The sequence below is a fragment of the Mycolicibacterium hodleri genome, assembly GCF_025822245.1.
Taxonomy (GTDB): Bacteria; Actinomycetota; Actinomycetes; order Mycobacteriales; family Mycobacteriaceae; genus Mycobacterium; species Mycobacterium hodleri.
In genome coordinates, this window is the sequence record NZ_JACKTL010000019.1 from 143,743 (window position 1) to 157,446 (window position 13,704).

Annotated in this window: 16 protein-coding genes; 10 read left to right on the forward strand and 6 right to left on the reverse strand. The window is 68.7% G+C overall.

What is annotated here, in order from left to right; all coding sequences use genetic code 11:
* Positions 1 to 81: 81 nt before the first annotated feature.
* From H7J06_RS06235 to H7J06_RS06245, 3 genes are read left to right on the forward strand one after another with little or no spacing between them, the layout of a single operon-like run.
* Positions 82 to 1,143, forward strand: a complete 1,062-nt coding sequence (locus tag H7J06_RS06235; RefSeq protein ID WP_264037797.1) for an enoyl-CoA hydratase/isomerase family protein — start codon at positions 82 to 84, stop codon at positions 1,141 to 1,143.
* Entirely contained in the window at positions 1,140 to 1,913 is a 774-nt protein-coding gene (locus H7J06_RS06240; protein WP_264037798.1) for an enoyl-CoA hydratase, read from the forward strand. Before H7J06_RS06235 ends, H7J06_RS06240 begins: the two co-directional genes overlap by 4 nt.
* Positions 1,914 to 1,922: 9 nt before the next feature.
* Entirely contained in the window at positions 1,923 to 3,617 is a 1,695-nt protein-coding gene (locus tag H7J06_RS06245) for an alpha/beta hydrolase (protein WP_264037799.1), read from the forward strand.
* Here the strand turns inward: H7J06_RS06245 and H7J06_RS06250 are convergent.
* Both H7J06_RS06250 and H7J06_RS06255 read right to left on the reverse strand, forming a co-directional pair.
* A complete protein-coding gene (locus H7J06_RS06250; RefSeq protein WP_264037800.1) occupies positions 3,588 to 4,001 on the reverse strand; it encodes a rhodanese-like domain-containing protein in 414 nt (137 codons plus the stop codon). The genes H7J06_RS06245 and H7J06_RS06250 overlap by 30 nt on opposite strands.
* Positions 4,002 to 4,541: a cysteine dioxygenase gene (locus H7J06_RS06255; protein WP_264037801.1), complete on the reverse strand. Its 540-nt coding sequence runs from the start codon at positions 4,539 to 4,541 to the stop codon at positions 4,002 to 4,004.
* A gap of 123 nt (positions 4,542 to 4,664) precedes the next feature.
* Here H7J06_RS06255 and lpqV point away from each other — a divergent pair, with 123 nt between their 5' ends.
* Complete coding sequence (lpqV, locus tag H7J06_RS06260) at positions 4,665 to 5,102, forward strand: lipoprotein LpqV (RefSeq protein ID WP_264037802.1); 438 nt, start codon at positions 4,665 to 4,667, stop codon at positions 5,100 to 5,102.
* A gap of 148 nt (positions 5,103 to 5,250) precedes the next feature.
* Complete coding sequence (locus tag H7J06_RS06265) at positions 5,251 to 5,475, forward strand: hypothetical protein (protein WP_264037803.1); 225 nt, start codon at positions 5,251 to 5,253, stop codon at positions 5,473 to 5,475.
* Here H7J06_RS06265 and H7J06_RS06270 read toward each other — a convergent pair.
* Positions 5,472 to 5,840, reverse strand: a complete 369-nt coding sequence (locus H7J06_RS06270) for a VOC family protein (protein ID WP_264037804.1) — start codon at positions 5,838 to 5,840, stop codon at positions 5,472 to 5,474. The genes H7J06_RS06265 and H7J06_RS06270 overlap by 4 nt on opposite strands.
* A 52-nt stretch (positions 5,841 to 5,892) precedes the next feature.
* On the opposite strand from H7J06_RS06270, the gene H7J06_RS06275 reads away from it, so the two are divergent.
* Positions 5,893 to 6,867 (forward strand): patatin-like phospholipase family protein, encoded by a 975-nt coding sequence (locus H7J06_RS06275; RefSeq protein WP_264037806.1) that lies wholly within the window; start codon positions 5,893 to 5,895, stop codon positions 6,865 to 6,867.
* Here the strand turns inward: H7J06_RS06275 and H7J06_RS06280 are convergent.
* The gene (locus H7J06_RS06280; protein ID WP_264037807.1) at positions 6,856 to 7,710 is read right to left on the reverse strand and encodes a patatin-like phospholipase family protein; all 855 of its coding nucleotides are present in this window, start codon (positions 7,708 to 7,710) and stop codon (positions 6,856 to 6,858) included. The two genes, H7J06_RS06275 and H7J06_RS06280, sit on opposite strands and share 12 nt — an antisense overlap.
* Before the next feature lie 77 nt (positions 7,711 to 7,787).
* Here H7J06_RS06280 and H7J06_RS06285 point away from each other — a divergent pair, with 77 nt between their 5' ends.
* Positions 7,788 to 8,831, forward strand: a complete 1,044-nt coding sequence (locus H7J06_RS06285) for a zinc-binding dehydrogenase (protein WP_264037808.1) — start codon at positions 7,788 to 7,790, stop codon at positions 8,829 to 8,831.
* Positions 8,832 to 8,839: 8 nt separating this feature from the next.
* On the opposite strand, the gene H7J06_RS06290 is transcribed toward H7J06_RS06285, so the two are convergent.
* Complete coding sequence (locus H7J06_RS06290) at positions 8,840 to 9,895, reverse strand: NAD(P)H-dependent amine dehydrogenase family protein (protein WP_264037809.1); 1,056 nt, start codon at positions 9,893 to 9,895, stop codon at positions 8,840 to 8,842.
* 109 nt (positions 9,896 to 10,004) lie between these two features.
* Here H7J06_RS06290 and H7J06_RS06295 point away from each other — a divergent pair, with 109 nt between their 5' ends.
* Complete coding sequence (locus tag H7J06_RS06295; protein ID WP_264037810.1) at positions 10,005 to 11,204, forward strand: lipid-transfer protein; 1,200 nt, start codon at positions 10,005 to 10,007, stop codon at positions 11,202 to 11,204.
* Here the strand turns inward: H7J06_RS06295 and H7J06_RS06300 are convergent.
* Positions 11,201 to 12,835, reverse strand: a complete 1,635-nt coding sequence (locus H7J06_RS06300) for a fatty acid--CoA ligase (protein ID WP_264037811.1) — start codon at positions 12,833 to 12,835, stop codon at positions 11,201 to 11,203. The two genes, H7J06_RS06295 and H7J06_RS06300, sit on opposite strands and share 4 nt — an antisense overlap.
* Positions 12,836 to 12,931: 96 nt before the next feature.
* Between H7J06_RS06300 and H7J06_RS06305 the strand changes: the two genes are divergently transcribed.
* Positions 12,932 to 13,261, forward strand: coding sequence for a hypothetical protein (locus tag H7J06_RS06305; RefSeq protein ID WP_264037812.1), 330 nt, complete (start codon positions 12,932 to 12,934; stop codon positions 13,259 to 13,261).
* Between the two features lie 75 nt (positions 13,262 to 13,336).
* Complete coding sequence (locus tag H7J06_RS06310; RefSeq protein ID WP_264037813.1) at positions 13,337 to 13,645, forward strand: hypothetical protein; 309 nt, start codon at positions 13,337 to 13,339, stop codon at positions 13,643 to 13,645.
* The last annotated feature ends 59 nt before the right edge of the window (positions 13,646 to 13,704 follow it).

Below are 13,704 nucleotides of genomic sequence, written 5' to 3' on the forward strand. Positions count from 1 at the left end.
CCTCGTCGGTCTAGCTGTGAACTTCTTGGGAAAGATTACCCGTGTCGCTTCGGCCTGGGGTCACGATCTAGATTGCACACCGTGCCCGAAAACGAGGATCTCCTAGTAACTGTCGAGAATGGCGTGGGTCTTGCCACCCTGAACAGGCCAAAGGCCATCAATTCCCTCACCCACGGCATGGTCACCGATCTTGAGAGCGCTCTCAGGAACTGGGCCGACGACGACGCCGTGCACACCGTGCTCCTCACCGGCGCCGGCGAGCGCGGACTCTGCGCGGGCGGTGACGTCATCGCGATCTACCACAGCGCCAAGTCGGACGGCTCCGAGGCGCGGTCGTTCTGGCACGACGAATACCTCCTCAACGCCTACATCGCCCGCTATCCCAAGCGATACGTCGCGATCATGGACGGCATCGTGATGGGCGGCGGGGTCGGCGTGGCCGCTCACGGCAGCGTGCGCGTGGTCACCGACACCACCAAGATGGGCATGCCCGAGGTCGGCATCGGCTTCGTCCCCGACGTCGGCGGCACCTATCTGCTGTCGAGGGCACCGGGACGGCTCGGTCTGCACGCCGCGCTCACCGGGGCACCGTTCTCTGGGGCCGACGCCATCGCGATGGGCTTCGCCGACCACTTCGTTCCCCACGACCGGTTGGACGACTTCACCGACTCGATCGTCGCCGACGGCGTCGACGCGGCACTGGCCGCGTTCGCCGTCGAGCCGCCGCCGAGCCCCCTGCTGACACAGCGCAGTTGGATCGACGAGTGCTTCGGCGGTGACACCGTCGTCGACGTCGTCGACGCTCTGCGCGCCAAGGGTCCCGGGCCTGCCGAAGACGCCGCCAACCACATCGCCAGCCGATCCCCCATCGCGGTGGCGGTGGCCATGGAGTCGGTACGGCGGGCGGCGCACCTGAATACGCTCGAAGACGTCCTGCGCCAAGAGTTTCGGACCGCCTGCGGGGCGCTGCGGTCCCACGACCTGGTGGAGGGCATCCGCGCGCTCCTCGTCGACAAGGACCGAAACCCGAAGTGGTCGCCGCCGAGTCTGGCACTGTGTTCCAAGGACGACGTCGAGAAGTACTTCGCGCCGGCCGACCCGGACCTGGTGTTCCCCACCGAACGAGAAGGAGCCGAACGATGAGTTACGAGACGATCCTGGTCACCCGCGAGGGCCGCGTCGGCACCATCACCCTGAACCGGCCCAAGTCGCTCAACGCCCTCAACAGCCAGGTGATGGTCGAACTGACCACCGCCGCAGCGGAATTCGACGCCGATTCGGGCATCGGTGCGATCGTCGTCACGGGCAACGAGAAGGCCTTTGCCGCGGGCGCCGACATCAAGGAGATGGCCGACCTGTCGTTCGCCGACGTGTTCGCCGCCGACTTCTTCGCGACGTGGTCGACGTTCGCCGCCACGCGGACGCCCACCATCGCCGCGGTTGCGGGGTACGCCCTCGGCGGCGGATGCGAGCTGGCGATGATGTGCGACATCCTGATTGCCGCCGACACCGCCAAGTTCGGCCAGCCGGAGATCAAGCTCGGCGTGCTGCCGGGAATGGGCGGTTCGCAGCGGCTCACCCGCGCGATCGGCAAGGCCAAGGCGATGGACCTCATCCTGACCGGGCGCACCATCGACGCCGCCGAGGCCGAACGCAGTGGCCTGGTGTCGCGCGTCGTCCCCGCCGACACGCTGCTGGAGGAGGCCAACGCGACCGCCGCCACCGTCGCCGGCATGTCGCTGTCGGCGGCCCGGATGGCCAAGGAAGCCGTCAACCGCGCCTTCGAATCCTCGCTGACCGAAGGCCTGCTCTACGAGCGTCGACTCTTCCACTCCGCCTTCGCCACCGACGACCAGACCGAGGGCATGGCAGCCTTCAGCGAGAAGCGCCCACCGAACTTCACGCACCGTTAAGGTGCGGTGGTGACCGATACGGACACCACGACCGACGAGCGACCCCCCGTCGCCTCCGAGCCCACCCCGCGACCGGACTGGTGGGTACGTCACTACACGTTCTTCGGCACCGCCTTCGGCCTGGTGTTCATCTGGCTGTCATTGACGCCGTCGCTGCTCCCCCGGGGACCGCTGTTTCAGGGCCTGGTGAGCGGCGCGGCGGGTGGCATCGGTTACGGCCTCGGCGTGTTCGCGGTGTGGTTGGTGCGCTATATGCGGTCGGTCAACACCAGCCCGCCGGCGCCGCGGTGGGCCTGGATCGCCCTCGTCGTCGCGGGCCTGATCGGCCAGACGTTGGCCGTCATCGGGTTCCACGTCTGGCAGGACGACGTTCGGGACTACATGGGCGTGCCCAGGCTGGACTTCTGGGACCACCCGCTGACCGCGGTCCTGTCGATCGTCTTCCTGTTCACCTTCGTCGAGATCGGCCAGCTGGTCGGCAAGTTGGTGCGATTCCTGGTCAGGCAGCTCGATCGGGTTGCGCCACCGCGGGTTTCGGCCGTCGTGGTGGTCACGCTGTTGCTCGTCCTGACCGTCGCCCTCCTCAACGGCATCGTGGTGCGGTTCGCCATGAGCACACTCAACAGCACGTTCGAGTCCGCCAACGACGAGGAGGATCCCGACTTCGCCGCCCCCACCACGCCGCTGCGGTCCGGTGGACCGGAGTCGCTGGTCAGCTGGTCCTCCCTCGGGCATCAGGGTCGCATGTTCATGGCGGGCGGCCCGTCGGTGGACGATCTGTCGAAGTTCAACGGGGCCAAGGCCGTCGAGCCGATTCGCGTCTACGCCGGATTGAGCTCCGCCAAGGGTTTCAAGGCGGCCGCCGAACTCGCCGCCCGCGAATTGTTGCGCACCGGGGGCCTGAACCGCGCGGTGGTCGCGGTGGCCAACACGACGGGCACCGGCTGGATCAACGAGGCCGAGGCGGCGTCGCTGGAGTACATGTACAACGGCAACACCGCGATCGTGTCGATGCAGTATTCGTTCCTGCCGAGTTGGTTGTCGTTCCTGGTGGACAAGGAGAACGCGCGCCAGTCGAGTCAGGCGCTCTTCGAGGCCGTCGACGCCCTGGTGCGCACGATGCCCGAGGCCCGTCGGCCCAAGCTGGTGGTGTTCGGCGAGAGCCTGGGCTCCTTCGGTGGCGAGGCGCCGTTCCTGTCGCTGAACAACCTCATCGCCCGCACCGACGGCGCGTTGTTCTCCGGCCCGACGTTCAACAACACCATCTGGACCACGCTGACGGCCGAGCGCGACGCGGGATCACCGGAGTGGTTGCCCGTCGTCGACGGGGGCGAGAACGTCCGGTTCGCCGCCGACGCCTCCAATCTTCAACGGCCGCAGGCTCCCTGGGGCCAGCCGCGGGTGGTGTACCTGCAGCACGCCTCCGATCCCATCGCGTGGTGGAACCCCGATCTGTTGTTCTCCAAACCTGACTGGTTGCGCGAACCCCGGGGCGCCGACGTGTCGCCCGAGATGGAGTGGATCCCCGTCGTGACGTTCCTGCAGGTGTCTGCCGACATGGCGGTGGCGGTCGACGTGCCCGACGGCCACGGCCACGTCTACGTGCGCGACGTGGCGAACGCGTGGGCGGCGATCATGCAGCCGCCCAACTGGACTCCCGAGAAGACCGATCGGCTACGGCCGCTGCTGCGCTCCGACGAATGACGCGCTGAGCACGTCGAGCACCCCGGCCGCCTTCAGGGCGTGGTAGCCGCCGACGACGTCGGTGGACCGGTGCAGACCCAGGTCGACGAGGGCGGCCGCGGCGAGGCTCGACGTGTAGCCCTCGGAGCACAGCACGATCCACTCGACGTCGTCCCCGACGGCCTCGGGCACCCGGGCGTCGCTGGTGGGGTCGCAGCGCCACTCGAGGACGTTGCGTTCGATGAGCCGGGCCGCGGGGACGTCGCCCTCGGCGGCACGCTGGGCGGCCGGTCTGATGTCGACGAGCAACGCGCCGCGCTCCAGGGCGGCCGGCACGTCGGCTGCCTCGATCCGGGTCAGCTTCTCGCGCGCGGACTCCAGGACGGCGTCGATTCGGCTCGGCATCTAGTCCCCCTCGGGCTTGTCCGTCAGCTCGGTGCGCTCCCGCCGCAGCGTGTTCCGGTCGGTGACCTCGTAGTAGGACATCGCGGTCAGCGGCGGCGAGTAGGCGTGCACGCTCAGGGTAGGCGTCGAGATCCGGACGGGCTCGCCGGCGGGACGGGAAGGCGCCCAGACCACGTCGTGGACCCAACCCAGCGGGAAGCCCGCCTGGTCACCGGCGTCGAGGCGGCGCTCCCGCAGAGCACCGCCGTCCCAACGGGTTTCGACGAGCGCTCCGGACACCACCGTGAGGGCGCCCAGCGAACCACCGTGATCGTGCAGTTCAGTGGACCGCTCGGGCACCCAGCTGATGAGCCACACGTCCAGCTCGTCGTCGCCGTGCAGGCGGGTGAACCAGCGCTCGTCGGTGGGAGGCCCGCCGACGGGCAGGACGTGGTCGTAGCGGCCCGACAGGACGTGGTCGGCGGCGACGTCGGTCGCCTGCAGCAGGTCGGGGATGCGGAGCCGGGTGGGAGCGACGACGGACGTGAAGGCAAGAGACATGTGAGGGAGACTCCAGGGTGTACCGGGAAGAGGGGACGGTCAGGGGGCGGGCGTCACGCCCGACAACACTCCCGACGACTGGTCCGTTCCAACACGCTGGCGAGTGTTGCATAGATTGGCAGCATGCGCAGCTACCCGATCTCGGCCGCAGCGGTCCTCGCGGTCCTCCTCGCCGGCTGCTCGTCGGGTTCCGGCGGAGGCGACGCGACACCGTCGTCCACGGCGGCCGGCGGTGCGACGACGACCACGACCACCCTGCAGACCCACACCGCCGAACCCGGGGCGACCGGGGTGTCCCCGAACGGCGTGACGACCGCCGTCGGCGCGCCGGCGCAGTCGACCGAGGACGAGTACTTCCAGGCCTGCCACGCCGCGAAGGTGTGGATGCAGCAGCGCGGCGGCGATCAGAAGGCACAGTTCGAGCCGTACCTGGAGAGCGTGCAGAAGTCGGACGCGCCCGGCCCCGGCACGTTCGACACGCCGTGGTCGCGACTGCCTCCGGCTCGGCAGGCGGCGGTCATCGTGGCGGCCGACGCCGCGGCCGACGACCTCTGCGGCTGAGTACCCAGCCCTTTTAATCACGCGGGTCCGAAGGCCGGGCCGACACCGGTCCGAATGCCAAGGCAGACAAACAATTAGGTCGTCTACGCGTTTGTGGCGCCGGTCACAAAGTTCGGTACTATGTGTCCCTCATCACCTTGGAGGGCTCATGATCGGACCGGACAACGGCAAGCTGGCACCACCGCAGACCGCTTTGCCCCGCGCTGCCGGCGGCTCGATCAACGGCATGCGAATCCTCATGGGCCTGTTGCTGTTGGCCATCGCCGTGGGCGCCGTCACCGGTGTGCTCGTGGCGCTCTCCAGCGGCCAGCCGACCATCGCCCTGATCATCGGCTTGGTGGCGGCCGCCTTCTTCACCAGGGTGGGCTGCTAGCCCCCTGCGTTGAACACCAGGCAGAACGGGTGCCCCGCCGGGTCGCGGTAGACCCGGAAGTCGTCTTCGCCCACCGCGTCGGTGACGCGGGTCGCGCCCAGCGCCAGCACCTTTGACTCCGCCTCGTCGACGTCGTCGACCTCGACGTCGAGGTGGAACTGCTGCGATCCCCGGGGGTCGGGGAACGTCGGCGGCTCGTGCTCGGGCGCCAACTGAAACGCCAACCGCCCGTGGCTCGGTGCCGTTAGCACCACCCACGTGTCGTCCTGCGCCTCCACGTCACCGCCGAGCACACCGGCGTAGAACGCGGCGAGTTGCCGTGGATCCCTGGTGTCGAGCACCACCGAGCGAAGTCGTCCGATCACGAGTGAGGGGGTTGCCGCTTTCGCGGCGATCCAACCCGTTGACAATGGATCGATGCGAGTGGCGCTCAGTCTCGGCAGCGGCGGTGCCCGGGGGTACGCGCACATCGGGGTGATCAACGAGCTGCGCGACCGCGGTCACGACGTCGTCGGCATCTCCGGATCGTCGATGGGCGCGCTCGTCGGAGGGCTGGCCGCCGCCGGCAAGCTCGACGAGTACACCACGTGGGCGACGTCCCTGACCCAACGGGCCGTGCTGCGTCTTCTGGACCCGTCGCTGACGTCGGCCGGGGTGCTGCGCGCCGACAAGATTCTCGACGCCGTCCGCGAAATCCTCGGCGACGAGAAGATCGAGGACCTGCCGATTCCCTTCACCGCGGTCGCGACGGACCTCATCGCCGGGAAGTCGGTGTGGCTGCAGCGCGGTCCGGTCGACGCGGCCATTCGGGCGTCGATCGCGATCCCGGGAGTCATCAAGCCGCACGTGCTCGACGGCCGACTCCTTGCCGACGGGGGCATCCTCGACCCGCTGCCGATGGCACCGCTGGCCGCGGTCAACGCCGACCTGATCATCGCGGTCAGTCTCGGCGGCGACGATCCCACCCGGTCCACTCCCGAACCCAGCCCGGCCCCGGGGCCGACCACCGAACGCCTCAGCCGAATGTGGCGCAACACCACGGCATTGCTCGACACGACCACCGCCCGCGCGCTGCTCGACACCCCCGCGGCCAAGACGGTGCTCAGCCGGTTCGCCAACGACGGGGTCGAGATCGACGACCACGACGACCACACCGAAGTCGTGGTCCCGAGGCTCGGCGGCTTCGAGGTGCTGAACCGCTCGATCGACATCGCGCAGGCCGCCCTGATGCGGCACACCCTTGCGGCCTATCCGCCGGACCTGCTGATCGAGGTGCCTCGCACGGTCGCGCGAAGCCTCGAGTTCCACCGCGCCGAAGAGGTCATCGAGGTCGGCCAGGAACTGGCTGCGGCCGCCCTCGACACCCTGACGCCGCCGACGTCACACGCCTAGGAACCGCGCGATCCGGTCTGCGTGGCGCCGCCCTTGCGCACGCCCCGCGTGTGCCGCCGGGATTCGGCAGGCCGGATCGAGCGGGTTGGGGCCGAACGCGGCGATCGCCTCGTCGTCGGCGAACACGGCAAGGGTCTCGCCGGGGAAGGCGGCGATCTCGGCCGGGGCGCCGACGCCGAACGGCGTCGGCGTCGACTCGCTCGAGGGCACCAAGACGACGATCGCGTCGCAGTCCGCGGCGGCGGACACGTTGACGCTGCTTCCGACGCCGCCGTCCATGAACCGACGATCGCCGATGCTCACGGGCGGCCAGACCCCCGGCACCGCGCAGCTCGCCGCCACGGCGTCGACGAGCGCGACGCCCGAGTCACGATCGAGGATCACCAGCTCGCCCGTGTCGACATCGATTGCGGAGATGCGCAGCACCCTGTCCGGCCACTCCCGGGAGGGCAACCGGTGGCCGATCACGGCGCGGCGGACCGGTTCGGGAACCGTGTCGGCGGCCGCCGCGATGGCGCCGATGCGCCGCAGCCGCTCCTCGAGCGTGGCGCCGGGTGCCGCCATGGCGCTGGTGAAGAATTCCATCACGTCGTCGATGCTGGCTCGTGGCAGAAGCTCGTGGGTCTCGGTGGCGACCTGGGCGTCGAAGAGCGCCCCGAGGTCGGTGCCGCTCCCGAGCTGCGCCGCCACCGTAGACCCGGCCGACGTGCCGAGCAGCACGTCGGCGGCGAGGAGGGCACCCGCTGCGTCGGGCGCCTCGTCGGAGATGCCCGCGAGGACCCCGGTCTCCCAGGCAATGCCCGCTAGTCCTCCGCCGGCCAACACGAGTCCACGTTTCGTCACGGGTGCCGAGTGTGCCAGGTATTGCCCCGTCGAGCCCTGGTACCCTCTGGTACCAGGCGTCTGACGAAGGGAACGGCATGGTTGGGACGATGAGGGCGCAGCGCTTCTACGCCGACTCCAAAGAGATTGCGGTGGAAGACGTCCCGATCCCGGAGCTGGGCCCCGGGGAGGTTCTGGTCAAGGTCGCGTTCTGCGGAATCTGCCATTCGGACCTCAGCCTCATCAACGGAACGTTCCCGTCGCAGCGGGCGGTGGTGACCCAGGGCCACGAGGCGTCGGGCACCGTCGCCGCGCTGGGCCCGGGGGTCACCGGGTGGGCCGAGGGCGACCGCGTGGTGGTCGCCGCCGGCCGGCCGTGTCTGCAGTGCGTCAACTGCCGGCGCGGTGACGTGTCGAACTGTCTGCAGATCCGGCTGATGGCGTTCGCCTACGACGGCGCCTGGGCGGAGTACACCGTCGCACAGGCCTTCGGGCTCACCAGGATTCCCGACAACGTCTCGCTGGAGCAGGCCGCGATCCTGGCCGACGCGGTGTCCACTCCCTACGGTGCCGTCGTGCGCACGGGCAAGGTCGGCGTCGGAGAGTCGGTGGGCGTGTGGGGCGTCGGCGGCCTCGGGACGCACGTGGTGCAACTGGCTCGCCTGGTCGGGGCCGCACCGATCATCGCCGTGGACGTCAAACCCGCGGTCCTGGAACGCGCCCTGGCCGTCGGCGCGGACTACGCGTTCGACGCCCGCGACGACGCGCTCGGAGACAAGATCCGCGACGCCACCGGTGGTCGCCAGCTCGACGTGGCGTTCGACGCCGTGGGGCTGAAGTCGACGTTCGAGCAGGCGCTGGGCAACCTGACCGTCGGCGGCCGCCTCGTCGGGATCGGCATGAGCGCAGACGTCCCGTCGGTCGGTTCGACGGCGATGTTCAACCTGCTCAAGTGGCAGGTGCTGGGCCACCTCGGTTACCAGAACGCCGACATCGGCACGCTGGCCACCCTGGTGTCGATGGGGCGGCTGGACCTGTCCCGCTCGATCAGCGACATCGTGCCCCTGGAGGACGTGGCCAGGGGCATCGAGAAGCTGGACAAGGCAGAGGGCGATCCGATCAGGATCCTCGTCCAGCCCTGACTCGGGGTCTACCGCAGGTGCGGTGCGGCCTTGCCGCTGATCAACGGCAGGTCGAGATAGGTGGCGATGCCGGGTTCGGCGGCACACACCGCGGGAATCGAATTCACGCAGTGTGCTGCCGTCGCGACGATGCCGTTGTTGCTCTCCAGCCCCTCTGCGACGCTGTCGGGCTGGAAGCCCTTGACGGTGACGGTGAAGTCGGGATTGCCCTTCACCTCCATCTCGTAGCGTTCGCCGGCGGGCCCGAAAGTCCATGGCGGATCGAGGTTCTCCTGACCCATGAACCAGTTGACAGTGATGCGGACGACCACCTCGCCACCAACGAGGGCCTCCCAGTGGAACTTTCGGCCGGCAACCTGACCCGGTTGGATGGCGCCCATCGGCGAGTCGATGGGCGCGGTGGCCACCGCGATCTCCTGGGTGGCCCGGATCTGCGGGTCGGCGGCGAAGCCCATTTCGTCGACGCACATCCGGACGGACTGGATGAAGCCGCCGTCGAGTAGTTTCTGCATGGGACCGGTCAGGGCCTTCTCCGGGGTGTCGCCGAAGCCCATCACGTACCTCAGCACGTCGGGGGCGTCGTAGGTCCGCAGATCCGAGAACTCCTCGGCGCGAACGAATGTCACGCTGGTCGACATGGTCGACAACACCAGCGGGAACTTCTCGCTGATGCCGCCGGGTGCGATGCCCGTGCCGTGCAGGGTGACGCCACCGGCGAGGGCGGCGTCGCGCATCGGACCCGCCTCCTTCTCCCCCGGATAGAACCATCCGACGGGCGTGACGACGTTCTTGCCCGAGCGCAGCAGCGCCGTGACCTCGTCGGGGTTGGGCAGCAACGGGGAGTAGATCACCGCGTCGGCCTCCAGGGCCAGGATCGCGTCGACGTCGTCGGTGGCGACGACGCCCAGCGGATCACCGCCGACGAGTTCGCCGACGTCCTTGCCGCTCTTGGCTTCCGAGTGCACCCAACAGCCGACCAGTTCGAGATCCGGGTGTTCGAGCACGCCCCTGATCGCGGCGACACCGACACCACCGGTCGCCCACTGCACTACTCGCAACGCCATCGTCACTCCCGTCGGGGCCTCGGAACTAGAACACGTTCTACCCAGATGTACACCACCCGAGCCCCCGCTGTTATGTTTCGACGAACGCAGCGTCGCGAAGGAGCAGTCGATGGCCAGAAGCAGCAACAAGGTGTTCGTCGTCGGGGTCGGGATGACGAAGTTCGAGAAGCCGGGCGCCCGCGAGGGATGGGACTACCCGCAGATGGCCAAGGAGTCGGGCACCAAGGCACTCGATGATGCCGGCATCTCCTACGACGCCGTCGAGCAGGGTTACGTCGGCTACTGCTCGGGTGACTCGACGTCCGGCCAGCGCGCCCTCTACGAACTCGGGATGACCGGCATCCCGATCGTCAACGTGAACAACAACTGTTCCACCGGCTCGACCGCGCTGTATCTCGCGGCGCAGTCCATCCGCGGCGGGCTGGCGGATTGCGTGCTGGCCCTGGGCTTCGAGAAGATGCAGCCGGGCTCCCTCGGCGGCGGCGCCCAGGACCGCGAGTCGCCCCTTGGCAACCACGTCAAGGCCCTCGCGGCGTTCGACGAGTTCGCGTTCCCCGTGGCACCGTGGATGTTTGGTGCGGCGGGCCGCGAACACATGAAGAAGCACGGCAGCACCGCCGAGCACTTCGCGAAGATCGGCTACAAGAACCACAAACACTCGGTGAACAACCCGTACGCGCAGTTTCAGCAGGAGTACAGCCTCGACGACGTGCTCGGCGCCCGGATGATCTCGGATCCGCTGACCAAGTTGCAATGCTCGCCGACGTCAGACGGCTCGGGGGCCGCGATCGTGGTGAGCGAGCAGTTCGTCGAGGACCATGGACTGGCCGAGCAGGCGGTGGAGATCGTCGGCCAGGCCATGACGACGGACTTCGCCAGCACCTTCGACGGCAGTGCCGCCAACGTCATCGGCCACGACATGAACGTCAAGGCGTCCCAACAGGTCTACCAGCAGTCCGGCCTCGGCCCGGAGGACTTCCAGGTGATCGAGCTGCACGACTGCTTCTCGGCCAACGAGCTGTTGCTGTACGAAGCGCTGGGGCTGTGCGGTGAGGGCGAGGCACCGCGGCTGGTCGACGACGGTGACACCACCTACGGCGGCCGCTGGGTGGTCAACCCGTCGGGCGGGCTGATCTCCAAGGGCCACCCGCTGGGCGCCACCGGGTTGGCCCAGTGCGCCGAGCTGACCTGGCAACTGCGCGGCACCGCCGACAAGCGTCAGGTGGACGGCGTCACCGCCGCGCTGCAGCACAACATCGGCCTCGGCGGCGCGGCGGTCGTCACGGCCTACCAACGCGCCGAACGCTAGTCGCGGGCCTCGAGCACCTCGTAGGCACCGTCGGCGTGGCGCGCCCGGATGGTCTTCTTGTCGTACTTGCCGACGCTGGTCCGGGGCACCGCGTCGACGAAGGTCCAGCGTTCGGGCAGCCACCAGCGAACGACCTTGTCGGCGAGGAACTCTCGTAACGCCGCGGGGGTGGCCTCGGCTCCCTCGTGGAGCACCACCGCGGCCAAGGGGCGCTCCTGCCAGCGCTCGTCGGGCACGCCGACCACCGCGGCCTCGAGCACGGCCGGGTGCGCGATGAGGTGGTTCTCGAGCTCCACCGAGGAGATCCACTCGCCGCCGGACTTGATGACGTCCTTGGCGCGGTCGGTCAGGGTGACGTAGCTCAGCGGGTCGATGCGGCCGACGTCGCCGGTGCGCAACCATCCGCCGGCGAACTTGGAGTCGTCGTGGTTGCGGTAGTAGGAGCCGGTGATCCAGGGTCCCCGGACCTCCAGTTCGCCGACGGCCTTGCCGTCGTTGGGCACCGGCTCGCCGGCGTCGTCCACGATGCGCACCTCGACGCCGCACATCGGCCTGCCCTGGGTGGCCCGCAACGCCCAACGCTCGTCGTCGGAGGCGCCCGGCGGCGGCCAGGCCATCGTCGCCACCGGAGAGGTCTCCGTCATCCCCCACAGCTGCCGGATTTGGACGTCGAACTTCGCCTCGAACGCCTTCATCAGCGACACCGGCACCGCCGATCCGCCGCACGACACCAGGCGAAGCGACGAGATGTCGTGTCCCGGTGAGTCTTCCATGCAGTGCATGACGTCGTTCCAGATGGTCGGGACGGCGCCTGCCACCGTGGGCCGCCGAGTCTCGATGGCATCGATGATCGACTTCGCGTCGAGGAAGCGGTCGGTGAGCACCAGGTCCGCACCGGCCATCAGCGCGGCGTACGGCAGGCCCCAGGCGTTGGCGTGGAACATCGGCACGATCGGCAGCACCGAGTCCTCGGCGCCGATGCCCAGGGTGTTCGCCGAGCAGGTGCTCATGGCGTGGAGGTAGCTCGAACGGTGGCTGTAGACAACGCCTTTCGGGTTGCCGGTGGTACCGCTGGTGTAGCACATCGCGGCGGCGTCGGTCTCGACGATCGCCGGCCAGTCGAACTGCGGGGACTGCCGGGCCAGCACCTCGTCGAAACGCACCACGGCCGGTCCCGATCCGACCAGCGCGTCGACGTCGCCGTCTCCGACCACGAGCACCGTGTGCACCGTCTCCAGCAACGGCAGCACCGCCGCAAGCTGCTCGGTCAGCGACGAGTCGGCGATGATCACCTTGTCCTCGGCCTCGTTGGCGACGAAGCCAATCTGTTCCGGTGACAGTCTGATGTTCAGCGTGTGCAGCACCGCGCCCATCGACGGCACCGCGAGGTACGCGGCGAGGTGCTCGGCGTTGTTCCACATGAACGTGCCGACCCTGTCGTCACCGGCAATGCCCAGCTCCCGCAACGCGTTCGCGAGCCGGCCCACCTGCTCGCCGAGTTCACGGTAGGTGACGGTGCGGTATCTCCCGTCACCCATCGCGGTGGTGACGGTGCGGTCGCCGTTGACCTCGCAGGCGTAGCGCATGATCGCCGTGACCGTCAGCGGGACGTCCTGCATCGTGCTCTGCATGTCGATCTCCGGAGTGGTTGGCGCGTCGACCGCAACGAAAACGTTGCGAGCGGCGATATGGAGGTGAAGGATTTCCTCCAAAGATAGGGGGCGCCGATGCGTCCATCATCGCTTCTCTCCACATTCGTCACTTCTGCCGCGGTAGTCGTCACCTCGCTCGGCACGTCGGCCTCCGCGAGCGCCGACCAGACCGCCCAGGAGAAGATCGACCAACTGCAGTCCGACGGCTTCACGGTCAACGTCGACCGGGTCGGCAGCGGCCCCATCGACAGCTGCGTCGTCACCGGCGTCCGCAATCCGCAGACGCAGACGCGCAACGTCCGCGACTACTACGGTCCCCGCGACGCGAACGGCGACCGCAAGTACCGGATCGTCGAAGTCGTCGTCAGCCGTTCGATCTCGGTGTCGTTGGACTGCAGTACCTGAGTCGCGCCACCCGCGGAGTTCCGCTGACGCGACGAATAGTGGATGATTGCCAGCAACCTGACAGGAAGGCGCCCCATGCGCACGAAGTGGACGATCGCCGCGGCAGCCCTCGGTGTGTGCGGTGCCGCGTTGGCCCCGGCGGCCTTGGCCGGTGCGGAGACGGCTCAGGAGACCATCAGCAAGCTTCAGTCCGAGGGCTACACCGTCACGATCGACAAGATCGGCACGGCACCGATCTCGCAGTGCCAGGTCACCAGCGTGCGCAACCCGCAGAGCACCTCGCAGCTCGTGCCCTACGTCGGCCCCGGCAACAACGGCGACCGCATCCTCGTCCAGCAGCAGACCAGCCAGACCATTTCGGTGTCCCTGGACTGCACCCGCTGAGCCCACGCGCACGAGGAAGAGCCCGGTCGGAATCCGACCGGGCTCTTCGCATGATGCGC